This window comes from Shewanella indica (assembly GCF_033842865.1).
GTDB lineage: Bacteria > Pseudomonadota > Gammaproteobacteria > Enterobacterales > Shewanellaceae > Shewanella > Shewanella indica.
Genome location: NZ_JAWXXR010000001.1, coordinates 2,916,169 through 2,942,063 on the forward strand (window position 1 = coordinate 2,916,169; position 25,895 = coordinate 2,942,063).

At 50.2% G+C, this 25,895-nt stretch carries 23 protein-coding genes; 20 read left to right on the forward strand and 3 right to left on the reverse strand.

Features of this window, described 5'->3' with window-relative positions; genetic code table 11:
• The first annotated feature begins 2 nt into the window (after positions 1 to 2).
• From fliQ to SIL79_RS13180, 16 genes are all read left to right on the forward strand, one after another.
• Positions 3 to 272 carry a flagellar biosynthesis protein FliQ gene (gene fliQ, locus SIL79_RS13105; protein WP_039035647.1) on the forward strand — a complete coding sequence of 90 codons (270 nt, stop codon included), beginning with the start codon at positions 3 to 5 and terminating at the stop codon, positions 270 to 272.
• A 3-nt stretch (positions 273 to 275) separates the two neighbouring features.
• Complete coding sequence (gene fliR, locus SIL79_RS13110) at positions 276 to 1,073, forward strand: flagellar biosynthetic protein FliR (protein ID WP_039035648.1); 798 nt, start codon at positions 276 to 278, stop codon at positions 1,071 to 1,073.
• The gene (gene flhB, locus SIL79_RS13115; protein WP_039035649.1) at positions 1,073 to 2,209 is read left to right on the forward strand and encodes a flagellar biosynthesis protein FlhB; all 1,137 of its coding nucleotides are present in this window, start codon (positions 1,073 to 1,075) and stop codon (positions 2,207 to 2,209) included. Before fliR ends, flhB begins: the two co-directional genes overlap by 1 nt.
• Before the next feature lie 62 nt (positions 2,210 to 2,271).
• Positions 2,272 to 4,377, forward strand: a complete 2,106-nt coding sequence (gene flhA / locus SIL79_RS13120; RefSeq protein WP_039035650.1) for a flagellar biosynthesis protein FlhA — start codon at positions 2,272 to 2,274, stop codon at positions 4,375 to 4,377.
• Between the two features lie 6 nt (positions 4,378 to 4,383).
• Positions 4,384 to 5,760 carry a flagellar biosynthesis protein FlhF gene (gene flhF / locus SIL79_RS13125; protein WP_319619330.1) on the forward strand — a complete coding sequence of 459 codons (1,377 nt, stop codon included), beginning with the start codon at positions 4,384 to 4,386 and terminating at the stop codon, positions 5,758 to 5,760.
• 4 nt (positions 5,761 to 5,764) lie between these two features.
• Complete coding sequence (locus SIL79_RS13130) at positions 5,765 to 6,646, forward strand: MinD/ParA family protein (RefSeq protein ID WP_039035673.1); 882 nt, start codon at positions 5,765 to 5,767, stop codon at positions 6,644 to 6,646.
• Positions 6,639 to 7,358, forward strand: a complete 720-nt coding sequence (locus tag SIL79_RS13135) for an RNA polymerase sigma factor FliA (RefSeq protein ID WP_039035652.1) — start codon at positions 6,639 to 6,641, stop codon at positions 7,356 to 7,358. Before SIL79_RS13130 ends, SIL79_RS13135 begins: the two co-directional genes overlap by 8 nt.
• Positions 7,359 to 7,405: 47 nt before the next feature.
• Positions 7,406 to 7,789: a chemotaxis response regulator CheY gene (gene cheY / locus SIL79_RS13140; RefSeq protein ID WP_025011074.1), complete on the forward strand. Its 384-nt coding sequence runs from the start codon at positions 7,406 to 7,408 to the stop codon at positions 7,787 to 7,789.
• Between the two features lie 13 nt (positions 7,790 to 7,802).
• The gene (locus tag SIL79_RS13145; protein WP_039035653.1) at positions 7,803 to 8,540 is read left to right on the forward strand and encodes a protein phosphatase CheZ; all 738 of its coding nucleotides are present in this window, start codon (positions 7,803 to 7,805) and stop codon (positions 8,538 to 8,540) included.
• A gap of 15 nt (positions 8,541 to 8,555) precedes the next feature.
• Positions 8,556 to 10,847, forward strand: a complete 2,292-nt coding sequence (locus SIL79_RS13150; RefSeq protein WP_162207017.1) for a chemotaxis protein CheA — start codon at positions 8,556 to 8,558, stop codon at positions 10,845 to 10,847.
• A gap of 20 nt (positions 10,848 to 10,867) precedes the next feature.
• Complete coding sequence (locus SIL79_RS13155) at positions 10,868 to 12,016, forward strand: protein-glutamate methylesterase/protein-glutamine glutaminase (protein WP_039035655.1); 1,149 nt, start codon at positions 10,868 to 10,870, stop codon at positions 12,014 to 12,016.
• Positions 12,009 to 12,494, forward strand: coding sequence for a hypothetical protein (locus SIL79_RS13160; protein ID WP_039035656.1), 486 nt, complete (start codon positions 12,009 to 12,011; stop codon positions 12,492 to 12,494). Before SIL79_RS13155 ends, SIL79_RS13160 begins: the two co-directional genes overlap by 8 nt.
• Before the next feature lie 76 nt (positions 12,495 to 12,570).
• The gene (locus SIL79_RS13165) at positions 12,571 to 13,362 is read left to right on the forward strand and encodes a ParA family protein (RefSeq protein WP_039035657.1); all 792 of its coding nucleotides are present in this window, start codon (positions 12,571 to 12,573) and stop codon (positions 13,360 to 13,362) included.
• Complete coding sequence (locus tag SIL79_RS13170) at positions 13,346 to 14,281, forward strand: chemotaxis protein CheW (protein ID WP_319619331.1); 936 nt, start codon at positions 13,346 to 13,348, stop codon at positions 14,279 to 14,281. Before SIL79_RS13165 ends, SIL79_RS13170 begins: the two co-directional genes overlap by 17 nt.
• 7 nt (positions 14,282 to 14,288) lie before the next feature.
• Positions 14,289 to 14,783: a chemotaxis protein CheW gene (locus SIL79_RS13175; protein ID WP_071477465.1), complete on the forward strand. Its 495-nt coding sequence runs from the start codon at positions 14,289 to 14,291 to the stop codon at positions 14,781 to 14,783.
• A gap of 33 nt (positions 14,784 to 14,816) precedes the next feature.
• Positions 14,817 to 15,227 (forward strand): DUF2802 domain-containing protein, encoded by a 411-nt coding sequence (locus SIL79_RS13180; RefSeq protein WP_101056102.1) that lies wholly within the window; start codon positions 14,817 to 14,819, stop codon positions 15,225 to 15,227.
• A gap of 113 nt (positions 15,228 to 15,340) precedes the next feature.
• Here the strand turns inward: SIL79_RS13180 and SIL79_RS13185 are convergent, their stop codons facing one another.
• Positions 15,341 to 15,664, reverse strand: coding sequence for an EscU/YscU/HrcU family type III secretion system export apparatus switch protein (locus SIL79_RS13185; protein WP_101056084.1), 324 nt, complete (start codon positions 15,662 to 15,664; stop codon positions 15,341 to 15,343).
• Between the two features lie 9 nt (positions 15,665 to 15,673).
• Positions 15,674 to 17,476, reverse strand: a complete 1,803-nt coding sequence (locus tag SIL79_RS13190; protein WP_319619332.1) for a hypothetical protein — start codon at positions 17,474 to 17,476, stop codon at positions 15,674 to 15,676.
• A gap of 267 nt (positions 17,477 to 17,743) precedes the next feature.
• On the opposite strand from SIL79_RS13190, the gene SIL79_RS13195 reads away from it, so the two are divergent.
• Complete coding sequence (locus SIL79_RS13195) at positions 17,744 to 18,460, forward strand: MlaA family lipoprotein (RefSeq protein WP_226684820.1); 717 nt, start codon at positions 17,744 to 17,746, stop codon at positions 18,458 to 18,460.
• Between the two features lie 77 nt (positions 18,461 to 18,537).
• Positions 18,538 to 19,644 (forward strand): response regulator, encoded by a 1,107-nt coding sequence (locus tag SIL79_RS13200; RefSeq protein ID WP_039035663.1) that lies wholly within the window; start codon positions 18,538 to 18,540, stop codon positions 19,642 to 19,644.
• A gap of 99 nt (positions 19,645 to 19,743) precedes the next feature.
• Here SIL79_RS13200 and SIL79_RS13205 read toward each other — a convergent pair whose 3' ends face one another.
• Entirely contained in the window at positions 19,744 to 21,255 is a 1,512-nt protein-coding gene (locus SIL79_RS13205) for a peptide MFS transporter (RefSeq protein ID WP_039035664.1), read from the reverse strand.
• Positions 21,256 to 21,688: 433 nt separating this feature from the next.
• On the opposite strand from SIL79_RS13205, the gene rfaH reads away from it, so the two are divergent.
• Together rfaH and SIL79_RS13215 are read left to right on the forward strand one after the other, a co-directional pair.
• Complete coding sequence (rfaH, locus tag SIL79_RS13210) at positions 21,689 to 22,186, forward strand: transcription/translation regulatory transformer protein RfaH (protein WP_039035665.1); 498 nt, start codon at positions 21,689 to 21,691, stop codon at positions 22,184 to 22,186.
• An 895-nt stretch (positions 22,187 to 23,081) separates the two neighbouring features.
• Positions 23,082 to 25,820, forward strand: coding sequence for an SLBB domain-containing protein (locus SIL79_RS13215; RefSeq protein WP_319619333.1), 2,739 nt, complete (start codon positions 23,082 to 23,084; stop codon positions 25,818 to 25,820).
• Positions 25,821 to 25,895 lie beyond the last annotated feature (75 nt).

The window sequence follows — 25,895 nt, forward strand, 5'->3', positions numbered from 1 at the left end:
AAATGACTCCCGAGGCACTGATCGACATTTTTCGCGAAGCCCTGGCGGTGATTGTGTTGATGGTTTCGGCCATAGTGGTGCCCGGGTTAGTTATAGGTTTGATTGTGGCCGTGTTTCAGGCGGCAACCTCTATTAACGAACAGACACTGAGTTTTCTGCCCAGACTCTTGATGACTCTGTTCGCACTCATGTTTCTCGGCCATTGGCTGGTACGTACCATGATGGAGTTTTTTATCGAGATGGTTCACAGGATCCCGCAAGTGGTGGGTTGAACCATGGAGATATTGTTCGATAGCATTCAACAAACCCTGGCCGCCTATCTTTGGCCCCTGTTTCGGGTGGCCAGCATGTTGATGGTGATGGCGGTTTTCGGTGCCAATACCACGCCTGCCAGAGTCCGTTTGTTGCTTTCGCTGGCCATGACTGTGGCGATAGCCCCCGTTCTGCCGCCCATGCCCGGGGTGGAGCTTTTCTCTCTGGCGGCGGTGTTTATTACTGCTCAGCAAATTCTTATCGGCACTGCCATGGGGTTTGTCACCTTGCTCATTATGCAAACCTTTGTACTGACCGGGCAGATAATAGGTATGCAAACCAGTTTGGGCTTTGCTTCCATGGTGGATCCCAGCTCAGGGCAGCAGACACCTGTGATAGGTAACTTCTTTTTGCTGCTCACCACCATGATCTTCCTGGCGGTCGATGGTCACCTGGTGATGATACGTATGCTGGTGGCAAGCTTTGAAACCTTGCCGGTATCCAATGAAGGGATAAAAATCGCCAATTATCGTACTCTGGCCGAGTGGGGCAGCTATATGTTTGGTGCCGCCTTGACCATGTCTATCTCGGCCATTGTGGCTTTGCTTACCGTTAACCTTTCTTTCGGGGTAATGACCCGGGCGGCGCCACAGTTGAACATCTTTGCCATAGGTTTTCCCGTCACCATGATAGGCGGGCTGATTATTCTGTGGCTGACGCTGGGGCCTGTGATGGCTCACTTCGATGAGGTTTGGCATGCGGCGCAGCTGTTGCTGTGTGACATGCTGGAGCTGACCTGTAATCTGGATGGAGTGCCCTGATGGCAGAAAACGAAGATGGGCAGGAAAAAACCGAGGAGGCAACCTCCAGGCGCTTGCAACAGGCCAGAGAGAAAGGGCAGGTTGCAAGGTCAAAAGAGTTAGGCACTTCAGCGGTATTATTGGCTGCAGCTCTTGGTTTTGCCATGTTGGGGCCAAGTCTGGCTGCTAGTCTGGCCTCGGTCATGAGCCGTCTCTTCTCCATGGAGCGGGATCAGATATTCGATACCAATAGTCTGTTCAATGTCTGGGGTATAGTTGCCGCCGAGCTGGGTTGGCCTATGGCCGGTTTTATTCTGTTTCTCGGTTTCGTGGCCTTTGTCGGTAATATTGTCCTCGGTGGTATTAGTTTCTCGGCCCAGGCATTTATGCCCAAGGGCAGCAAGATGAATCCTTTGAACGGCTTCAAACGTATGTTTGGGGTACAGGCGCTGGTGGAGTTGGCCAAGGGGATTGCCAAGTTTTCTGTGGTGGCGCTATCGGCCTATCTGCTGCTGAGTTTTTATTTCGACGATATCCTGAGGTTGTCGCAGGATCACCTGCCGGGCAATATACGCCATGCACTGGAGCTCTTGGTATGGATCTTTATTCTACTCTGCGCTTCGACCTTAGTGATAGTGGTGATCGATGTGCCGTTTCAAATTTGGAATCACGCCAAACAGTTGCGGATGACCAAACAGGAAGTCAAGGACGAGTACAAAGACACTGAAGGCAAGCCTGAAGTCAAAGGCCGTATTCGCCAGTTGCAAAGGGAGATGGCCCAGCGGCGGATGATGACCGAAGTGCCCAATGCCGATGTGATAGTGGTTAACCCTGAGCACTTTGCGGTGGCGATAAAATATGATGTAGACAAGTCACCGGCGCCCTTTGTGCTTGCCAAAGGTGTCGACGATGTGGCCTTTAAAATCCGTGAAATTGCCAGGGAGCACCAAGTGGCAATCGTATCGGCTCCACCTCTGGCGCGGGCGATTTACCATACCACCAAGCTTAATCAACAGATCCCCGAAGGTCTTTTCACCGCTGTGGCCCAAGTGCTCGCCTATGTGTTCCAGCTCAGGCAATACCAAAAAGGCAAGGGCACACGGCCCAAACCTATTCCTCTCAATCAACCCATTCCGGATGAATACAAGCAGTATTGAGGTGAACTTGGCGCGAAACTTGCTGAACTCAGCCCAAGTGTCAAACTTCAGGCTAATAGTGAATGGATGTTAAAGCGACGCTCGGGCAACTGAGGCAAGTAAAACCGGCAAACTTCAAGGGCGTAGGCACGCCGCTTTTGGTGCTGGCGACATTGGCCATGATAGTTTTGCCTATGCCGGCCTTTTTGCTGGATATCCTGTTTTCCTTCAATATCGCTTTGGCGCTGGTGGTGCTCTTGGTGGCTGTTTATACCCAAAGGCCGCTGGATTTTGCCGCTTTCCCGACTGTTTTGCTGGTTGCCACTCTGCTCAGACTGGCGCTTAACGTCGCCTCTACCCGGGTGGTGTTGCTTGAAGGTCACAATGGTGGTGATGCCGCCGGTAAAGTGATTGAAGCCTTCGGCTCGGTGGTGATCGGCGGTAACTATGCCGTGGGTCTGGTGGTGTTCCTCATTCTGATTATCATCAACTTTGCCGTGGTGACCAAAGGTGCAGGGCGTATCTCTGAGGTAAGTGCTCGCTTTACCTTGGATGCCATGCCGGGTAAACAGATGGCGATTGATGCTGACCTCAATGCCGGGATCCTTAACCAGGAACAGGCCAGGGTGCGCCGCGAAGAGGTGACCCGCGAGGCTGACTTTTACGGCTCTATGGATGGTGCCTCCAAGTTTGTTAAAGGGGACGCGATTGCCGGTATTTTGATCTTGGTGATCAACATTCTGGGTGGTTTCATCATAGGTATAGTCCAGCACGGGCTGAGTTTTTCCCAAGCGGTAGAGATTTACACCCTGCTGACCATAGGTGACGGCCTGGTAGCGCAGATCCCAGGGCTGCTGTTGTCGATTGCTGCGGCGCTGATGGTGACCCGCCAGAATGAGTCCGGCGATATGGGGCAGCAGGTCGTACAGCAGATGTTCGACAATCCCAAATCTTTAATGATCGCTTCGGCCGTGCTCTTTGTGATGGGAATAGTACCCGGCATGCCTCATCTGGCATTTTTAACCTTTGCAGTACTGACCTCAGTGGGCGCTTTCTTCATCTATAAGCGCAATGAAAAGAACAAACAACAGGCGCTGGAGCTGGCCAAGAAAGGGCCGACCGAGAAAAGCCTTAGCGAACCCAAAGAGCTTAGCTGGGATGATGTGCGTCATGTTGACACCATAGGTTTGGAGGTAGGTTATCGCCTTATTCCTTTGGTGGATAAAGGTCAGGGCGGCGAGCTTCTTGGCCGTATCAAAGGGGTTCGCAAGAAGCTGTCCCAGGAGCTGGGATTCCTGGTTCCGGCGGTGCATATCCGCGACAATTTGGACCTTTCCCCCAATGCCTATCGTATCTCCTTGATGGGGGTGGCAAGTGGTGAAGCCGAAGTGCGTCACGATTGCGAATTGGCAATCAACCCGGGCCAGGTATTTGGTAAGCTTGATGGCATAGAAACCAAAGATCCCGCCTTTGGCCTGGATGCGGTTTGGATTGCACCCGAGCTCAGAGAGCACGCCCAAACACTGGGGTACACGGTTGTGGATGCCGCAACGGTAGTCGCTACCCATCTCAGCCAACTTTTGACCAACAACGCTTCCAAACTGCTGGGCTACGAAGAAGTGCAACAGTTGCTGGATATGCTGGCCAAGCATTCGCCCAAATTGGTCGATGGTTTTATTCCCGATGTGATGACCTTGGGTAATGTGGTTAAAGTGATGCAAAACTTGCTTAATGAAGGGGTGTCGATTCGGGATCTGCGTACCATAGTGCAAACTTTGCTTGAGTATGGGCCCAAGAGTAATGATACCGAGGTGTTGACCGCCGCAGTGCGTATTGCCCTCAAGCGTATGATAGTGCAGGAGATAGCCGGTCCTGAGCCGGAAATCCCCGTCATAACTTTGGCGCCAGAATTGGAACAGATGTTGCATCAGTCAATGCAGGCGACAGGGGGCGAAGGTCCGAATATCGAGCCGGGACTGGCAGAGCGTATGCAACAGTCACTGGCAGGCGCAGCCCAGAAGCAGGAAATGGTTGGTCAGCCCGCCATATTGCTGACATCCGGCATGCTGCGTTCAACCCTGTCTCGTTTTGTTAAGCACACTATTCCCAATCTGCGGGTGATCTCTTATCAGGAGATCCCAGACGAGAAACAGATACGTATAGTGGCAGCCGTTGGCCAACAGGGGTAACCGAGAGTGAAGATTAAACGTTTTTTTGCCAAAGATATGCGCGCAGCCCTGGCTCAGGTGAAAGAGACTCTGGGCGCAGATGCCGTGATCATGTCCAATAAAAAGGTTACCGGCGGCATTGAAATAGTGGCAGCGGTTGATTATGACGACCCCAAGCCAGCAGCGGCACCAACTGCATCGCCTTTTATGGAATTGGGGGAGGATAAAGTCTCCCTCGGCGCTGGGCATGTACAGGCTAACAGAAAAGCCAAACCAGAGCCTGTGGCCGACTCATTGCAGGCTTTACTTGAGCGGCAACAGAGCCGTTTGAATGAACAGCTCGGACAGCAAAGTAACGTCAAGGAACTGGAGATGCCGGCTTGGGCCCAAGGGCTCACTGAAGAGCATAAACCAGCCCCACAGCTGCGGGAAAAAACACCTGAGCGGGCAAGTAAGGGCAATAGCGCCAAGCAACAACAAGAGATGGAGGCCATGCGTGAAGAGCTGGCTTCTCTGCGCGGCTTGTTGACTCATCAGCTGTCCAGTTTGATGGCGGATCAGCGTAGCCGCACCGATCCTGTCGGTGCCATGCTGGAACGTAAATTACTGGAAGCCGAATTCTCCCCTGAAGTTGCCGAGCGTCTGGCATCGCTGAGTCAGCACTATCAAAGTGCTGAGCTTGGGCATGCCTTGCCGCAAAGTCTGGCAAACCTGCTTGATAATCAAGGTGATGATTTAATGCGTCAGGGCGGTATTGTCGCGCTGGTCGGCCCTACAGGAGTCGGTAAAACCACGACATTGGCTAAATTGGCGGCCCGTTTTATTGCCCATCATGGCCCGGATTCCGTATTGTTGGTTACCATGGACCATTATCGCATCGGAGCCTTTGAGCAATTGGCAACTTATGGCAAAATAATGGGATGTCCGGTGAAGCAGGCTCATGACCTCAATGAGTTGGAGCAGATACTGTATCAGTTCCGCAGCCGGAAGCTGGTTTTGATAGATACCGCTGGTATGGGGCAAAGGGATATGCGCTTGTACCAACAACTGGATAACCTTACCGCCAATACCCGTTTGCCTATTCGTAGCTATCTGGTGCTCTCGGCGACCGGCCAACGTCGGGTGCTTGAAGAGGCGGTAAGTCATTTCCAGCGAATTGATCTCGCAGGGGCGGTTTTAACTAAACTTGATGAGTCCGTCTCTTTGGGTGCCGCGTTGAGCGTGTTGATCCAAAGTGGATTATCATTAAGTTATATTACTGATGGTCAAAGGGTTCCTGAGGATATGCAGGTCGCTGATACCCTGACCTTGGCCAAGCAGGCATTGGCCATATTGAACAAGACTGAAGCAAGTCATTTTAATAATAAAGCCAGGTCAGAAGAGATGACCTATGCATTTGAGTAAAGCTATGACCCGGGACCAAGCGAGCGGTTTACGAATGATGAATCAACCAAATAACGAAAAAGTAAAAGTAATTGCCGTGACCGGAGGCAAGGGGGGCGTGGGTAAAACCAGTGTCTCCATCAACACCGCGGTTGCTCTGGCAGAAAAAGGCAAACGTGTCCTGGTTTTGGATGCTGACTTAGGGTTGGCTAATGTGGATGTGATGCTCGGCTTACGCGCCGAACGCAATTTGTCCCATGTGCTATCGGGAGAGTCGGAGCTTGATGATATTATCGTTCGAGGCCCAAAAGGAATAGGTATTATTCCCGCCACCTCGGGGACTCAGGCCATGGTCGAACTGACTGCGGCTCAGCACGCCGGGCTTATCCGCGCCTTCAGTGAAATGAAAACCCAGTTTGATATCTTGGTAGTCGATACGGCTGCCGGGATATCGGATATGGTACTCAGCTTCTCCCGTGCATCACAGGATGTACTTGTGGTTGTCTGTGATGAACCCACCTCTATTACCGATGCTTATGCGCTGATTAAGATCCTCAGTCGTGAGCATGGTGTGTTCCGCTTCAAAATTGTCGCAAATATGGTACGGAGTTTGCGGGAAGGGATGGAGTTATTTGCTAAGCTCAGTAAAGTAACTGACAGATTTTTGGATGTGGCACTTGAACTTGTGGCAACCATTCCGTTTGATGAGAACCTGCGCAAGTCGGTGCGGAAACAGAAATTGATAGTGGAAGCCTATCCCAAGTCTCCGGCCAGTATTGCTTATCATGGACTGGCAAACAAGATTATGAGCTGGCCGATACCTCAGCAACCTGGGGGGCATCTCGAGTTTTTTGTTGAGCGCTTGGTTCAAAGGACAGATTACCGAGAGGATGGTACGAGTGAATAAAGCGGCTGCATACGCAGGTTTAAACGATAAGACACAGATCGTTGAGCATTATGCACCGCTGGTAAAACGAATAGCCCATCATCTGCTTGCCCGTCTGCCTGCATCGGTTCAACTCGATGACCTGCTGCAGGCCGGCATGATGGGATTGCTGGAAGCTTCATCCAAGTTTGATGGCAGCAAAGGCGCCAAGTTTGAGACCTTTGCCGGGATCCGCATTCGTGGCGCCATGATAGATGAGATACGCCGTGGCGACTGGGTTCCACGCTCGGTTCATCGCAATAACCGGCGAGTCGCTCAGGTGATGGATGAGCTCGAACAGGAGTTGGGGCGGGATGCCCGTGATAGTGAAATTGCCGAGCGATTGGAGATGTCGTTGGATGAATACCATCATATTCTCAATGATGTTTCCACCGGTAAAATCATAGGAATAGAAGATTTGGGGGTAGCGCCCGATGTGTTGATGTCGGAAGATATGCCGGCAGATGACACTTTTGAGGGCCTGGCTCAAAGCCAATTCCAATCAGCCTTAACCGATGCCATTAAGCGCTTGCCAGAGCGCGATGCCTTGGTTTTGTCGCTGTATTATGACGAAGCACTGAATTTAAAAGAGATTGGTGTCATTCTTGAGGTAAGTGAGTCCCGGGTGAGCCAGATCCATAGTCAGGCCATGCTGAGGCTGAAAGCCAAACTCAAGCACTGGACACAAGCGTAATTAATGATTGAGCAACTTATAAGTATGTCAGCTCACCGGAGGAAACCTTGGACAAGAATATGAAGATTCTCATCGTTGACGACTTTTCAACGATGAGACGGATCATTAAGAACTTGTTGCGAGACCTGGGGTTCAATAACACCCAGGAAGCAGACGATGGTTCAACAGCTCTGCCTATGCTGCAAAAGGGCGACTTTGACTTCGTCGTGACCGACTGGAACATGCCTGGGATGCAGGGAATCGACCTGCTCAAGGCGATTCGTGCCGACGAGCATCTCAAACATATCCCTGTGTTAATGGTAACTGCCGAAGCCAAACGTGAACAGATTATTGCGGCGGCTCAGGCCGGCGTGAATGGTTATGTTGTTAAGCCTTTTACCGCGGCTACGTTGAAAGAGAAATTGGATAAGATTTTCGAACGGCTCGGTTGAGTGGGGTGATGCAATGAAAGCAGAGACATCCGGGCTGGTGACTTTGGAGCAGGCACAGGAATTGGTTGCCTTGCTCAGTCAGGGAGAGCAGGATAAGGCCGACGAATTGCTGCGGGAACTGGCGGCTCCCCTGCAAAGGGATCTGTTCGAAGAAGTCGGTAAGCTGACCCGCCAGTTGCACAACGCCTTAGTGGATTTTCAGGTAGATAGCCGCCTTATTGAGCTTGCCAACACTGATATCCCAGACGCCAAAGAACGCCTTACCTATGTCATTGATATGACAGAGCAAGCAGCCAACAAAACTATGGACGCAGTCGAAGAATGCTTGCCTTTGTCGGATGCTCTGAGTACCAATCTGCAAAATGTCAAACCCGCCTGGGATAAGCTGATGCGCCGTGATTTGGCCTTGCATGAGTTCAAGGGCCTGTGTCATGACGTACAACACTTTATGCAACAGAGTGAAGCCGATGCTTGTCGGCTGCGGGAATTACTGAATCAGATACTGATGGCTCAGGATTTTCAGGATTTGACCGGACAGATGATCCGTCGGGTCATAGAGCTGGTGCGGGAAGTGGAAAACAGCTTGGTTTCGTTGCTGACAGTGTTCGGTGAGCAGCCGCTGGATGATCTCTGCGGCGCTGAGGATAAGAGCATAGAGGCAGAAGGCCCCATACTGAACGCAGAGCAACGCGAAGACGTGGTGAATGGTCAGGATGAAGTCGATGATCTGCTCTCAAGTCTGGGTTTCTAATTAGGAGTCAATTTAATGGCCTTTGATGTTGATGAAGAGATACTCCAGGATTTTTTGATTGAAGCTGGCGAGATCCTTGAGCTGTTGCAAGAGCAGCTGGTATCTCTGGAAAACAATCCGGAAGATACAGATTTGCTCAACGCCATCTTCAGGGGATTTCACACGGTCAAAGGCGGTGCAGGATTCCTCGGGTTAGGGCCCATGGTGGACGTCTGTCACGAGGCAGAAAACACCTTCGATTTATTGCGTACCGGTAAGCGCAGTGTCAACTCCGAGTTGATGGATATTATACTGCAAGCGTTGGACACGATTAACACCATGTTCAACCAAACCCAATCCGGCCAGGAGCAGGAAGCTGCAGATGAAGTGTTATTGGCGAAACTCAAGCTGCTTAGCTCAGGTGCGCCTTTACCTTCAGAACAGGCTCAGGCTGAAACGCCTGCCGCAGTAGAAACCGGCGATGAGAGTGTTGATGAGTTGTTTGATGGCATGCTTGATAGTGCCGCGGTGGAGCTGTTTGAGGAGCCAACTTCACAGACTCCCGAGACATCGACTCAAGGCAGCGCAGCCAGTATAGATGAAATTGATGAAGCCGAGTTTGAAGCCTTGCTGGATGCCTTGCATGGTTCAGGCAAGGGGCCTTCTGTCGGCAGTGCTCCGGCTTTGGGTAGTGACGCCCTCAAGTCCAGCGACAGCGCTCCTGTAAGTTCCTCTTCAGATGACATCACAGACGATGAATTTGAGCGACTGCTCGATGAATTGCATGGTAAGGGGCAGTTTGCCGCGGCGCCTGCAGCCAACAGTGCTGTTGTTGAGGAAGCCGCATCTGCCAGTGTCGATGCCGATGAAATCTCCGATGATGAGTTTGAAAAGCTCCTCGATGAGTTACATGGCAAAGGCGCCGGTCCAGGGGCTAAAGCCAGTGGTTCAGCGCCTGCTGTATCCCAACCCTCGGCATCTCAAGCTGCCGCGTCCCAAGCGCCGGCAACGAATGCAGCGGCGGTACAAAAGGCCGCTGCTGCAACTAGCAAAGTCGAGGCGCCTAAAGCCGCCGCCAAGCCTCAGGCCAAGTCTCCTGCAGTTGCTAAAGACGCTACACCTGCCAAGGCTGCGGCCAGCGTACCGCAGGGGGAAACGACAGTTCGGGTTGATACGGCTCGCCTGGATGAGATCATGAATATGGTCGGTGAGCTGGTATTGGTGCGTAACCGTTTGGTCAGCCTCGGGATATCCCGTGAAGACGAGGAGATGTCCAAGGCGCTGGCTAACCTGGATCTGGTGACTTCCGATTTGCAGGGGGCCGTGATGAAGACCCGGATGCAGCCGATTAAGAAAGTATTCGGTCGTTTCCCCAGGGTGGTTCGTGACTTGGCCCGCAGCCTCAATAAAGAGATAGATCTGCGGATGATAGGTGAAGACACGGATCTGGATAAGAACCTGGTCGAAGCCCTTGCCGATCCTCTGGTGCACCTGGTGCGTAACTCTGTGGATCATGGTATTGAAATGCCTGATGTACGTGAGGCCAATGGTAAGCCAAGAACCGGGGTGATTACCCTGGCAGCCAGCCAGGAAGGTGACCATATTCTGCTTAAAATTGAGGATGACGGCGCCGGAATGGACGCCGGGAAACTCAAAGAGATTGCCATTAGTCGTGGCGTGCTGGATGAAGACAGCGCGGCCCGTATGTCCGATCAGGAAGCCTATAACCTGATTTTCGCCCCCGGCTTCTCGACCAAGGTAGAGATTTCCGATATTTCCGGCCGTGGGGTGGGGATGGATGTGGTTAAGACCCGTATCACCCAGCTTAATGGCTCTGTGCATATCGATTCAGCCAAAGGTAAAGGCACCCGTCTGGAGATTAAGGTACCTTTGACCTTGGCGATAATGCCCACTCTGATGGTGGAAGTTGCCAAGCAGGTGTTTGCCTTGCCGCTCTCCAGTGTGAATGAAATTTTCCATCTGGATCTGACCAAGACCAATATAGTGGATGGACAACTGACGGTAATCGTCAGGGAAAAGGCGGTGCCACTGTTCTATCTCGAACGTTGGCTCAGCCGTAAACCGATGAGCTTCCAACATGGTGACAAAAAGCATGGCCATGTGGTTATAGTGCAGCTTGGCACTATGCAGATAGGCTTTGTGGTGGACGCCCTGATAGGTCAGGAAGAGGTGGTGATTAAACCGCTGGGCTCCATGTTGCACGGTACGCCGGGGATGGCGGGGGCCACTATAACATCGGACGGCGGTATTGCGCTGATCCTCGATGTACCAGGATTATTGAAGCACTACGCCAAGTCCAAGCGTTGAAGTGCTGTATAAGGATTTAAATGACCATTAAAGTTTTGGTTGTCGATGATTCGAGCTTCTTTCGACGACGAGTCAGCGAAATAGTCAATCAGGATCCTGAGCTTGAAGTGATAGGAATGGCCAATAACGGTGCCGAAGCCGTTAAGCTGGCCGCTGAGCTCAAGCCTCAGGTGATCACCATGGATATTGAAATGCCGATAATGGACGGAATAACCGCCGTGCGGCAGATAATGGCCACTCATCCGACACCTATCCTGATGTTCTCTTCTTTAACCCATGATGGCGCCAAGGCAACCCTGGATGCGCTGGACGCAGGGGCTTTGGATTTTCTTCCCAAGCGTTTTGAAGATATTGCCACCAACAAGGATGAAGCGATTCGTTTGCTGCAGCAAAGGGTCAAGGCGTTGGGACGCAGGCGGATATTTCGCCCCATAGTTCGGCCGAACGTAACGCCTACGCCGCTTGGTTCGTCAAACCGGCCCGCAGCGTCAAGCAGTTTGCCGCGCCAGAGCGCCACAGCAGCAAGTATTTCAGCCAATCGTCAATTGCAGAGACGCAGTGCGGGGGCGGCGCCTGCAAGAGCCAGTGGCAAGCAATATAAATTGCTGGTTATAGGCACTTCCACCGGTGGGCCGGTGGCATTACAGCGAATATTGACCCAGTTTCCGGCGGACTATCCGCATCCCATTTTATTGGTACAGCATATGCCGGCAGCTTTTACACCGGCCTTTGCCAGCAGGCTTAATGGTTTGTGTAAGATAGAAGTCAAAGAAGCTGTCAACGGCGACATGCTCAGACCCGGTTGCGCCTATCTCGCGCCCGGCGGCATGCAAATGATGCTGGAGCGTTCAGGGGCTACAGGCCGGATTAAAATTCTCGCCGGCAATGAAGATATGAATTACAAGCCCTGCGTCGATATCACTTTTGCGTCAGCTTCCAAGGCTTTTGGCGGTGATGTTTTGGCGGTTATCCTGACGGGCATGGGCGCCGATGGCCGTGAAGGGGCGCGTATGCTTAAAGGTGTTGGCGCTACTATCTGGGCCCAGGATGAAGCTTCCTGTGTTGTTTATGGTATGCCGCAGGCTGTGACAACTGCCGGCATTTCCAGCCAATCCATTTCGCTGGATAATATGGCTGAAGCGATATTGCGAGAGTCGGCTCGTGGCTGATAACGAAACGCGCATACTGGGATACCGGTTGGCGCTGTTTTTATGTTTGGTTGCCCTGTTGGTAGTGGCTGCACTTTACTGGGATTTGCGACAAAAGAACCGGCACCTGAGCGAGGAAGTCAACCAGCTTGAGTCGTCCCAAGTGCTCTTGATGGTGCCGGACGAACAGGCGGCGATTATTGCCGATTGGATGAGCCGTCATCCACAGCAGACAGCATCCTTATTGGATGTGATTAGACCTAAGGTGACATCGGCGGCAGAGACTGCTGCGGATGTATCGCCTCAAGTGCAAGCTCCCCGGGCTGCAGCGACCGCAGAGAACCCTGAAAAAATAACGGTTCAAGGTACTGCTGTAACGCCAGCGCCCCAAGCTGATACTGAAGATGCCAGGGTGACGGAGTTGGAAGATGGCGTAAAAGTAATACGTTTACCTCACGGTGGGATCCGGGTCACTACCCGTGAAGAGGGTAATGAGTAGCCGAATAAGACAAGAACGACAATAATAGTGGCTCGTTTCGCGAGTTGGCCGACAAGGCGAGAATAAGGGGCAGAAAGTGAAGGTCTGGACCATTGCAAACCAAAAAGGCGGGGTGGGCAAAACCACAACTGTAGCCAGTTTGGCGGGCACGCTGGCCAAGCGTGGTCAGCGGGTTCTGATGATAGACACAGATCCCCATGCTTCGCTGGGTTACTATTTGGGCATAGATTCGGAAGAGGTGCCAGGCTCATTGTATGACCTGTTTCTGGCTCATAAGCAGCTTGATACCTCTTTGGTAAAACAGCATGCGGTTCCCACTTCGGTTGAGGGGGTCGATCTTTTAGCGGCAACTATGGCGTTGGCCACTTTGGATCGCGCCCTTGGTCACCAGGAAGGGATGGGACTGGTGCTGCGTAATATTCTCAACTCGGTTGAGGAAGACTATGATGTCGCCTTGGTCGACTGTCCTCCTGTGCTGGGGGTATTGATGGTCAATGCTCTGGCAGCCAGCCAACATATAGTGATCCCGGTTCAGACCGAGTTTTTGGCGATTAAAGGCTTGGATAGAATGATCAAAACCATGGAGTTGATGGGACGCTCGAAGAAGACCCGCTACAGTTACTCCATAGTGCCAACCATGTATGACAGACGCACCAAGGCTTCGCCTGCAGCTTTGCAACATCTCGGCGAGGTATACGGCGACACCCTATGGCCGGATGTGATCCCTGTGGATACCAAGTTCCGAGATGCCAGTTTGGCCCATCTGCCGGCGTCCCACTATGCCCCCAATACGCGGGGGGTGAAGGCCTACGAGCGTTTGCTCGATTATCTGCTGGCGGGGGAGTTTAACCATGTCAAAATCGGTTGATGAGACTGTTTTTGATTATTTCAACCTGTTGCTGACTGAGTCTGACCCGGCAGCCCAAACAACAGCCACTGGGTCAAGGGATAATACTGCTGCGCCAATAGAGGCTGAGCCCAAGATGGTGGTCATTTCCCGGCCCGAGACGAGTGCCGAGCAATATCCGGCAGCGCAGAAGACGCCGACACTCGACCGCAATGCGCTGGAGCAGTTGTTGGCGCCTGTGTTTAAAGAGGCGGTTGCTGAGACGAAAGCGGCTGAAGTGGCTACAGAAACGCCGTTGAAAACGGTTAACAAGCTTGAACCGCAGGTTGAAGCTATTGCCGGGCAGTTGAATGTTCAAACTGATGCTGCCGTGAGCGAACAGGCTCAGATACAAGAGCTAACAGAGCCTGAGCGACAGGAAGCGGTGCAATTGGAAACGCAAGTCGGCGCACCGGCAGTGCCTCTAGAACCGCTCAAGGCCCAACTGGAAGACGAGTTTCAAGTATTGTTCTTTAAAGTGGCGGGACTGACATTGGCGGTGCCGCTGATAAGTCTGGGCGGTATCGTCAGAATAGAGCGTATTAATCATATTTTTGGACGCCCAAGCTGGTTTATGGGGGTTCAGGGCTATCGGGATTCACAACTGAATATCGTTGATACCTGCGCCTGGGTTATGCCGGAAAAATACGACGATAAACTGGCGCAATCCGTAAATTATCAATATCTTGTAGTATTGGAAAACAGTAATTGGGGTTTGGCTTGTGAGTCTTTGGTCAATGCGGTCAAGATTGACAAGTCACAGGTCAACTGGCGAGGCAGTCAAGGTAAGCGCCCCTGGTTGGCCGGAGTAGTGAAAGAACAAATGTGTGGCATTTTACATGTGCAGGCATTGATTGAAATGCTCAATGCCGGGTTAGGTTGTCAGGATCCGATAGACTGAGGTAAATATGACTGATTCAAGAAATGTAGCAGCGGTATCTGCAAGCAAGGACGATGCCGTTCTCCAGTGGGTAACCTTCAGGCTGGATAACGAAACCTATGGCATCAATGTGATGCAGGTTCAGGAAGTATTGCGTTATACCGAAATTGCCCCGGTCCCGGGAGCTCCTTACTATGTATTGGGGATCATCAATCTGCGCGGTAATGTGGTGACGGTTATTGATACCCGCTCGCGTTTTGGCTTACCTTCCTCCGAAGTAGACGATTCTACCCGAATCGTAATTATCGAAGCGGAAAAGCAGGTGATAGGTATTTTGGTCGACAGTGTCGCCGAGGTGGTTTATCTGCGCAGCTCTGAAATCGATAACGCGCCGAATGTGGGTACCGAAGAGAGCGCCAAGTTTATTCAGGGGGTTAGCAATCGTGGTGATGAGCTATTGATCTTGGTCGACTTGGACAAGTTGCTTTCAGATGATGAGTGGGCCGAGTTGGCACAAATCTGATAAGCCTTGGTGGAAAAGGAGTTTTAACCCATGATGGGCGATGGTTTCTTGATCGCTGCGCTGGTATATGTCATTGCCTGTCTCGGACTGGTACTTTACCTGCAAAAACAAAGTAATAAGCTCAGGAACAAGGTTGAGGCGTTAACTGTCCTGGTCAAGGAAAGCGACAGGCAAAGAGAGGCCTTCAAGCGGGAGCTGCAGGAGCTGCGTAGCGGTACCATAGGCGTTGGCCGTCGGGTGTTGGAGCTGGAAAAGCGTCTGGCGCAGCAAAATGCTCGTCTCGATGAGTCAATGCAGCAGGACCCTCAGGCCAAGCTTTACAGCCGGGCTATGAAAATGGTGCAACTGGGAGCCGGAGTCGATGAGCTTATCCGCGAGTGTGAGCTACCCAAAGCGGAAGCAGAACTTTTAATTCGCTTGCATGGCAAGACAGCCCGGGCCTGATATTCAACCAAATAAAAAGAGCGCATTTTAAATGCGCTCTTTTTATTTCTATCGTCAGGAAAACGAACGAAGCCCCTTCAAGGTAATTCTTTGCCTGTGTTAGCTCTCTTTCTTTAGGCCTGGTCGACAATTCTTTGATGCAGGTTATTCCACTGCTCGGGAAACTTGCCATCCAGCATATAGACAAAAGCGATCAGCTCGGCGATCAGTTGATAGAGTTCCTTGGGGATCTCTTGTCCCAACTCCAGCATTTGCAGAAAATCACTCAAGTAAGGGTCTTGATGGATATGAATGCCCGCCTCTTTTGCCAAAGCGATAATCTCCTCAGCCAGCAGATCTTGCCCTTTGGCGGTGATTTTGGGCGCAGTTTTGCCATCATAACTCAGGGCCACCGCCTGACGAGGTTTGCTTGGCTTGTCGGTTGAATCTTCGGACATGGTTTTTCCTCAGGCCTTCAGTTGTACCAGGTAATGATCGCCGGGCAACAGGGAGGCGGGTACAGGGGCAACGTAGGCGTTCAATTCATTGGGAGTGAGTCCTAACTGAAGCAACTTTTGCGACAATGGTTGCAGGAAATTACTCACTCTATTGATCAGGGTTTGGGTGCTGCCGACAAACTGTAGGTAGACCTTGGTATCCTTCACTTGCGCCTTAATGAGCAAGGAGCCCATTCCCAGGTTAAACTTGAGCTGCAACTGCCATGCTTTGTCTTTGTTCGTGTCCTGATCCGACTCTTGATGCTCGAATTTGCCTTCCAGCTGCTCATTTCTTTGGTTGAGATAGTAGGGCAGCATAAAATACCAACATTGACCGCCGTTATCTGTATTGGCCTGTTGATAGAGTGCTACTGCCTGAGACATCTGCTGCAGCGCATCCAGTGTACCGTGCTTTTCCAGCGAGGCCAGTTGGTAATTTTGCAGACCGGATTGACTTTGCAACCCTTCTAAATACTGCTTCAAACGCTGGGGTACACTGAGGTTTTGATTGCCGGCCCTGATGCCAAGCAACAGCTGAAACAAGGTGGTAATGGCACCGGCTTGTGTCAGCGTTTGCGACGGCGCTTGTTGGTGGGTTAATTGTAATCCAGTGAGGCCCAGCAGCTCAGCTTTCAGCAAAGAGGGCTCGGTCAGTTCACTCAGCGGGACAGGCGATAACGCCGGAAACTGCTTAAGCATCTCCGTAGCCAGATTGTATTTGACTTCAAGAGCCATCGCTTCGGCCCTCGGCATGGCTCCGGCTTTGTTAAAGGCGCGCTGAAGAAAGTTGAGCTCGGGCGTTTTCGGCACCTCTGGTGTCACTTTATCGGATGTTGTCCTAGTTGTTGGTTTTTCCGTTGCGGCGGTTGGCTTTTCAGCTGTAGTCGTTCTTGCCAGCTGCTGCAAAGCCTGAAGTGACGCTTTGTCTGTACTTGATAAAACAGCCGCTCTCGACTCAACCAAGCCGATTTTATCAAGTGTTTGCTGTGTCAAAGGTAAGACAGGCGTTGATACCTTACTGCCAGGCGTTGTTATCGAGTCGGCTTTGGAGTCAATACTTGCTCGGGCTTCTGAGTTTATTTGCGGCGCTTGAACTTTGGGTTGTTGTTCCAGAAGTTTGATTAACCTGGCATAGGTTTGGGCGAGTTCCGGCTTGGTTATCAGACGCTCACTTGCCACATCGGTAGTCGTTGTTGATAAAGCGGGGGCCGGCGATAGTTTCACCTCCTGTCTTGCGCTAACAGGGCTTAATTCCAGCTGTAGCCCTTGACTGTTACTGATGACCTTGGCGACATATTCTCCTGTCGGCAGTTGTAACTGCGCCGGGAAGGCTATGCTGGTACCGTTGGCAAAACGCATCTCAGCCTGAGAAACAGTCAACATGGGTAGCGGATAACCCTGTGGTCTGGCAGCCAACTGTTGCAGTGCCGTTTGGCTGATGCCATTTTTGGCTGCCAGCTGCATCAGTGCATCCGGCAGCTTTATCTGTACTTCATTCGCCAGCCACAGCAATTGCGCCGGCCTGCCTTGAATAATCTCCCCTAAGGGACGGGTCAGCTCCAACAGGGTAGTATTGGACTGATATATAAGTGCTTTTGCTTGTGTGCTGGCCTGAGGTTCGACGAACTGCAATTGGTATTGAATATTTTGTAACTCTAGTCTGAGCTCACTACCTAAATCCACTACAGTTACCGGTAACAGCGGAATAGACACATTGGTTTGAGAGGAAGGCCCTGGCCCTGAAGGCGGGATTGTACCTTTGATTGGATCCATTGTTGCAAACCCCACTCCTCTAATTGATTTCTTGATGGGCAATCGTAAATTTAAATTTGATCTATTTCCTCAGCGAAGTATCCTTATCCGTCCGAATCGGCATTGGTAGAAGGTTGATTGTCGCACCGGATAATCTTGTTATCGGCGCATAGTAATCAAAGCTTTAACAGTTTTTCGGTTTGACTACAGTGGTACTTATACAAAGAGAGTAATATGAAGTTTAAATGGATTCTGATGCTTGCGGCTGCCCTGGGGGTTCATTCGGCAATGGCTGCAGAAAGCGGTGAAGGAAAGAATACACAGGACGTAAGCATCAGCTACAGTGACCCTCGGGATCCTATCGAAGGGTTCAACCGAGCCATGTGGGACTTCAACTATCTCTATCTGGATAGGTATCTCTATCGTCCAGTTGCTCATGGTTATAACGATTATGTGCCCATTCCGGTTAAATCTGGCATTAATAACTTTGTTCTAAACCTGGAAGAACCCCACAGCCTGGTAAACAACACATTGCAAGGCAAGTGGGGCTGGGCCTTGAATGCCGGAGGCCGTTTTACTGTTAACTCAACCGTGGGGTTGCTCGGCCTGATTGATGTAGCCGATATGATGGGAATGCCCCGTAAACAGGACGACTTCAACGAAGTGCTGGGTTACTACGGTGTACCTAACGGGCCCTACTTTATGGCGCCATTTTTCGGTCCTTATATCACCCGTGAACTCGCTTCAGATTGGGTGGATGGTCTATACTTTCCTTTGTCAGAATTAACTATGTGGCAGTCAGTGATCAAGTGGGGGCTGAAGAATCTCCACGCACGCTCAGTTGCCATAGATCAAGAAAGATTAGTAGACAACGCGCTCGATCCATACACTTTCGTTAAAGACGCTTATATACAGCACATGGACTATAAGGTGTACGACGGCAATGTGCCTTCGAATGAGGACGAAGACGAGTTGCTAGATGAATATATGCAGGAACTGGAGTAACCCGCCGTCTGCTTGTCTACCCGCAGGAGGTTAAAGGTTACTCGTTACCGGCGATTGATACCTGCGGGGATTTAACCATGGCGCTGAACAGTCTCAATGTACTGCTGGTTGAGGATGACCCTGTTTTTCGCAATATTGTTGCCGCCTTTTTGAGTGGACGGGGTGCCAATGTTGTTGAAGCCGAGGACGGTGAACAAGGGCTGCAGAGTTTCAAAAGCCAGAAATATGATGTGGTGGTAGCCGATCTTTCCATGCCTCGAATGGGGGGCTTGGAAATGCTCAAGGCGATGTCGCGCATCAACCCCGCTATTCCTTCCATTGTGATCTCCGGAAATCAGGTAATGGCCGATGTAGTAGAGGCTCTGAGGATCGGCGCCTGTGATTACTTGGTTAAGCCAGTATCAGATCTTTACAGTATTGAGCACGCCATTAATCAATGCCTGACATCTGTGGATCAGGAGCACGCTGCTGTTAATCGGGACGTTGAAGAACTCTCTTTTATGGAGCTGAATGAAAACCTGGCTTTGCTTGAGCAAAATGCAGAAGCAGCCAGATGCGTGCAGCAACAGCTATTCCCCGCGAGCCGTATTGAATATCCCAAGGCCAGATTGGATTACAGTTTGTTCAAGCACGAACAGGTAAGTCCTTACTTTATTGATTCTGCCATGGTTGGTAACCATCATTTAATTATGTATATGGCGCACTTTCATCCGGAGGATAATCGCGCGGCTTTTGCCAGCGTGTTGATGCGGAGTTTTGTTAATCAGAAGCTTAAGCTTAATCGTACCGGTGTTAGTTCTGTGGTGATAGAACCCTTCAACATGCTGAGCTATCTGAATGATCGTTTGGTCAAATCAGGCTTGGATCTCTATTGCGATATGATTTACGTGGCAATAGAACTTGATAGTTACCGGGCAGCCATTGCCCAAGCGGGCAGGGGACTGAGGTGTTATATACGTAACCAAGATGGCATTACGCCACTGGCGCTGGCAGATTCGCTGCAGTTGGGCCTACTTGAGTGGGGTAAGCCCACAACTCAATTTCGAAGCTTAATGCCCGCAGAGCAGCTTTGTGTAGTTACCAGTGAGGCAGAACATAGGATGCTGCTACAACAAGACAGATTCCTGGGGCTGAGTTTTAATCCCAAAATCCCCCAGGGGGGCTTTGTGCAGCTGTCGCTGTAACGCTTTATAAAGGCGAAACCAAGGCGGTAAGTTATTAAATTGCAAATAATAAAAAAGGCTGCATGTCGCAGCCTTTTTTATTAGGTAACTAAATGATTATTAGCGCTTTATCGCTTCATGCTCACCTGTTACGGCAATTTCTTGCTCCAAAGCTTCTTCTTCGGAGTGATCGTGAATCTTGCTTTCTGCGCCGTGCATCCAATCGACCAGTTTATCGGCCATAAAGTAGAGGAGCACGCCTGAAATAGCTGCCGTGATGGCAATGCCGGAGAAGATAGACATGGCATTGGCCAATTGTTCTTCTTTCTCGCCGCCGTGGCCGATAAATGAACCTACATAGCCTGCGGTTAAGTTGGCAATAAAAATAAAGCAGAACCAAAAGCCCATCAGCAGTGACATGATACGCAGAGGTGCCAACTTAGTGACCATAGACAAACCGATAGGGGAAAGGCAAAGCTCACCCATGGTATGGAAGAAGTAGGCACCAACCAACCACCACATACTGGACTTGGCAGAGGCGTCGCCACCCATCTCCAGTACTGCGCCTATCATAAACAGGAAGCCAATAGCCAACAGAACCAGACCAAGGGCAAATTTCACCGGTGAGTTGGGTTCTTTATTTCCAAGACGGATCCAGATAGAAGCTATCACGGGGGCAAAAACCACGATAAAAATGGCGTTCAGTGACTGGAAGTAAGTTGTCGGTACTTCCCAAGTACCGATAAAGCGGTCGGTAAACTCATTGGTGAATAGGTTCATCAAGCCGCCGGCTTGCTCAAAACCCGCCCAGAAGATAATAGTAAACAGACCCATCACCATGATCACTTTAATGCGGTCACGCTCTACTTTAGTCAGGGGTTCTTTTCTTACTTCACCGCGCTCGGCGGCACGTTGTTTTTCAATTTTTGCTGCTGGAACTGTACCAATATCACCCAAGAGTTTTTGGGCAAACAGGAACTGGATAAGCAGAGAGATCAGCATACCGACACCGGCACAGAAGAAACCGGCTTGCCAGTTGTTAACTGTCACTTCAACGCCATCAATAATTTCTTTATGACCAAAGCTAGTATAAGCCCAGGCGACAACAAAGCCGGACAGGGCTGCACCCAAGTTAATACCCATGTAGAAGATGGTAAAGGCGCCGTCGCGGCGGTGATCACCCTCTTCATAAAGGTCGCCTACCATGGTTGAAATGTTGGGCTTAAATAAACCGTTACCTACTATCAGGGTACCAAGACCGGCATAAAAGACTATGGTCTCCATCCCGGGCACCCAACTATGGGGAGCGGCCAAAGTGAACTGGCCTATCGCCATCAAGGCACCACCGATATAAATCGCTTTCCGCTGGCCAAGAACATTGTCGGCCAACCATCCACCCAAAAGCGGTGTCAGGTAGACCAAGCCGGTAAACCAAGCGTAGAGTTTCAAAGCGTCTGCTTGAGTCCAGCCTAACCCCCCTGCGCCTTGGGTTCTTACTTGGTCAACAAGATAAAGTACCAGAATGGCACGCATCGCATAGTAACTGAATCGTTCCCAAAGCTCTGTTGTGAACAGCAGGAACAATCCCTTGGGATGTCCGAGCACAGTCCCCTGAGGTTTTGCTAAGCTCATGAAGTCTTCCACCTTAAAATTGTTAATTGGCCGTGTGACAAAAGTCGACACAGAAAGCGATTGTATTTATCCCAGCTGTTTTGCCGTTAACATCACACTGTTTTGTAAAGTGTTATGGGCATGTCTTTTAATGCGCTGTGATTGAGGCTTTGGTTTTCTGTATTGTAATTTGTTCATCAAAAGCAACAAAGCTCACCTTATATACTCTGGATCCAGTAACAAAGTCAATTTCAAGGCCGGGAAGCGACGGCTTTATGAGCAATGCACGCCGCTACAATGGTCAGACCTGTTTGATTTGTGACCGTGATTTCAATTAGACCAAAGTGGGGGGAGGGGGAAACCTGAAATTCACTTTCAATTGTAAACTTATGTCTGCTATGATTGCCCGCTGTGATAGGACGTCACCTGACAGAAACCAAGTAGTGAGAACACCATGAAGGCCTGGTACCTTTTGTACTGTAAACCTCGCAGTGAAGTGAGGGCTCAACAGAATCTGATGCTCCAAGAGCTTGAGACCTATTTGCCGATGGTGCGGCTTGAAAAGAAAGAAAAAAACAAAACTGTCGTTCAAAAGCAACCTCTGTTTCCCAACTACCTATTCATCAAGTTTGATCCTGAACTGACCAGCGTGCGTCAGATCCGCTCTACTCGCGGTGTTGCCAATTTGGTCAATTGTCGTGAGAAACTGCTGCCAATTGATGAGCAACTAATCATTCAGCTCAAGCAACGTGAGTTAGCTACGCCCTTGATCACAGAAAAGCCCCTGCAGTCCGGTGATAAAATACAGTTTACTGAAGGACCATTTACTGATTTTGATGGCATATTTGCTGAAAAATGCGGCGATACCCGCTGTAAAGTATTGTTTACTTTTCTTGGTCAGCACAAAAGTATAATAGTGGACCAAAAGGCAATTAAAGCCGCGTGTGCGTAATTGCTCGCTGCTCGTGTAAGACATTTCCCATTGTTACAAAGCTCAACATTTGCGAACTATGAATAAGTTTGTATTTTTCACTAAAAAATCATGCTGTTATATTTTTCATTTTTGCAAAAATAGTGTGGCTGTAACTTGGTAGTTGAATTATTGCTCAGTTTAACAAGGGCTGGGTGTTTTTTGAACTGTATCACCTGGGTTGTTGGGATATAATCCCCCGGCAAAGCAAGACCTGGTACAGGAAATGAATGTTACCTTAAAGACTTTGGGTAGCATTTTTTTAACGCTTTTAAAAATATAGTTTTTGCATCGCAAAGGGCAAGTTGGAGGCCGCAATCCATGGGCGGTAGCGTGTCTGGAAGACAAGAATATGAATAGTTTCATATTCTTAGTGGACGCCGAAGCCCTCTGGGCGCCACGCGGAACGGTAGCGTGTCTGGAAGACAAGAATATGAATAGTTTCATATTCTTAGTGGACGCCGAAGCCCTCTGGGCGCCACGCGGAACGGTAGCGTGTCTGGAAGACAAGAATATGAATAGTTTCATATTCTTAGTGGACGCCGAAGCCCTCTGGGCGCCACGCGGAACGGTAGCGTGTCTGGAATCAAGAAGCGGGCGCCGAAGCCCTCTGAGAACCACGCGGAACGCTAGCTCTGTGATGATGCGAAAACCTGTATAACTCAATGGGTCTGATGTTTATGGCTAAACGCTATTATCAGGTTCAGAGAAGTTAAACCGGAAACTGTTCAGTTTCCGCCATTTAAAAATCAGCAAGTAAGAGGCGTTGGTCTCAAATGGAATCCGGGTTGAAGCGCGTATCGCGTTAAACGCGGTTGTTGCATTGCTGAAAGGTTCATTTGATTTTTAGTGCTATTCACCATTACGGAGACAACTGGTGTTACAGAAAACCAAAAAACTCATCATAGCGGGTATCGGCGCTTTGGCTTTGCTTGGCTCGCAAGCTCAAGCTGTTACGCCATCACCTCAGATGATCGAACAATTCAAAAATTTGCCTCGCGCTGAACAGGAAAGGTTAGCCAAGCAGTATGGAATAGATCCTTCCATATTGAGTGGAGGCAGTAACATCAGTCAGAAACAAGTCAATCCGCAAGTTGTTTATCCAAGAGAAAAAAAGGATAACAGCGCTAATGCGGGAGAAAAGCCAACTTTAGACTTTACGGTTGAAGCAACAGACAAGAGTGCTCTCAAGCGTTTTGGTTACTCCTTGTTTGCCGGTGAACCCAGCACTTTTGCACCGGTTTCCGATGTGCCGGTTCCCAGTGAGTACCTGATGGGGCCAGGGGATACCCTGATGGTGCAACTCTTCGGTAAAACCAATAGAGAGTTCTCACTTACCGTTAATCGTGATGGCACTGTACAGTTCCCTGAACTTGGCCCTATCAGTATTGCCGGTTTAAGTTTTGCCGAAGCCAAAGATACCCTGCAAAAACGCATCAAACACCAGATGATAGGCATAGAGTCCAATATCACTATGGGTGAACTGCGCTCTATTCGTATCTTTGTGGCCGGTGATGCCTACAAACCGGGTTCTTACACTGTATCCAGTCTGTCAACCATGACTCAGGCGCTGTTTGTCTCCGGCGGCGTTAATGAAATAGGTTCGCTGCGTAAGGTACAGCTGAAGCGTGGCGGCAAATTGGTCGGTACTCTGGATCTTTATGACTTATTGATGCGCGGTGATGCCTCCGGCGATCTGAGATTGCAATCCGGAGATGTAGTGTTTATTCCTCCTGTGGGTGGGCTGGTCAGTGTGGCCGGCGAAGTGCGTCGCCCCGCTATCTATGAGCTGAAAGGCGGTGAAACCTTTGGGGATGTGGTGAATATGGCCGCCGGTGTTAAGCCGGGTTCCTATCCAAAGGCCAGTGTGGTCGAACGTTACAATGACCAGGGCCTTAAATCTTTGCTCACAGTTGATCTCACTTCAGCCAAAGGTCAAAAAACAGTGGCCAAAGCAGGCGATGTGGTTAGGGTTAAGGGAACCTCAGGGCAATATGATAATGCCGTGACTCTGGTTGGCGCTGTTGTTCGGCCTGGAAAGTACCAATGGCATCAAGGTTTGAGGGTGAATGACATTCTCAAATCAATTTGGTCTGATTTACAAATATCCGCCGATTTGGATTATGCAATTTTGCTTCGTGAGGTGGATGACTACGGCAACATAGAGGTCTACCAATTTGCACCGGGAAAGGCGATTGTTAATCAGGACGCCAATGAAAACCTGGTACTGCAACCAAGAGATAAGCTGGTTGTTTTCAACTTCAGTGACGATAGCCTTAACCGATATGAGCTGAATAAGCTGGTCAAGCAAAGAGTGGCCAAGGTGACTTCGCTTTCGGGTAACTCGCTGATAGGAAATGATCTGTTCAAGGCAGGTTTCAACCTGCTGCAAAGTAAAACTTTGCATAGGCGCAACGCTGTTGGTGGGGTAGTGGTTGATGACAGCGATGCAACAAGTGATGAACAGGCAGTTGTAATTTCAGAAGTCAGTAAGATGTTATTGAACCTGTTTGATGACACTGACTTAATCAAATATAGCTACATGATGAATCGTAGCGAACTCTTGTACCCGGTTATCAGTAAACTCAACGCCCAGGCCCGTGCCGGTGACAGTGTAAAAATTGTTGCCGTTGGCGGCCAGGTTCGCCACGAAGGTATGTACCCGCTGACGGTTAATGCCTCTGTCAGCTCTTTGATTGAAGCCGCCGGGGGCCTGAAAGAAGGCGCCTACACAGCCAGGGCTGAGTTAACTCGTACTGTTACCAATGCCGGTGGTTCATCCATAGAGCATAAAACCGTGGACTTAACCAGTGCGCTTCAGGGGAACAAAACTGCTGATTTGCCATTGGAAGGGCGCGATATCCTTACAGTGATGACCACCCCGGACTGGCAGGAGCATCAAACCGTTGAAATACGAGGCGAAGTTAAGTTCCCGGGTATTTACAATATCCGCCGCGGTGAAACGCTGCAGGATGTGATCCAACGGGCCGGTGGCTTTACCGAATTTGCTTATCTCCCTTCTGCGGTGTTTGTGCGGGAATCGGTGCGTAAACAGGAGCAGATGGAAATCAAGAAGCTGGCCGACCAACTGCGGCGCGATATCGCCACCAGAGGGGTTTCCAAGGACGGCAACTTAGTTAACTATGCCGATGCTCAATTGATGCTGAAAGATTTGGAAAGCATTCAGGCTGTCGGCCGTTTGGTGGTGGATTTGCCGGCTATCTCAGTGGGGATATCCCAGGCAGATATCCAGATGGAAGATCAAGATATTCTTTATGTGCCATCAACCAAGCAGACCATAGCGGTTATGGGCGAAGTGCAGCATGCATCGACCCATAGGTATAAAGAAGGTATTACTCTTGACCAATATCTTGATATGTCCGGTGGTGCCCGTAAGCGTGCTGATGAAGACAGAACCTACGTAATAAAGGCTGATGGCTCGGTAATGATGCCTAAACGCTCCATGTGGTTCAGCAGTGCAGATAACCTGCAACCCGGGGACACCATCATAGTCCCATTGGATACAGAGTATAAAGATAACCTGACGCTCTGGAGCCAGGTAACCCAAATCATTTACAACACAGCGGTGGCCGTAGCGACCATTTCCGGGTTGTAATCACAAATAAATGGCTTTGTTCCAGAGAGGCGTTAAGCCACTCTGGAGCAAAATCAAAATAATTTATTACTAGAT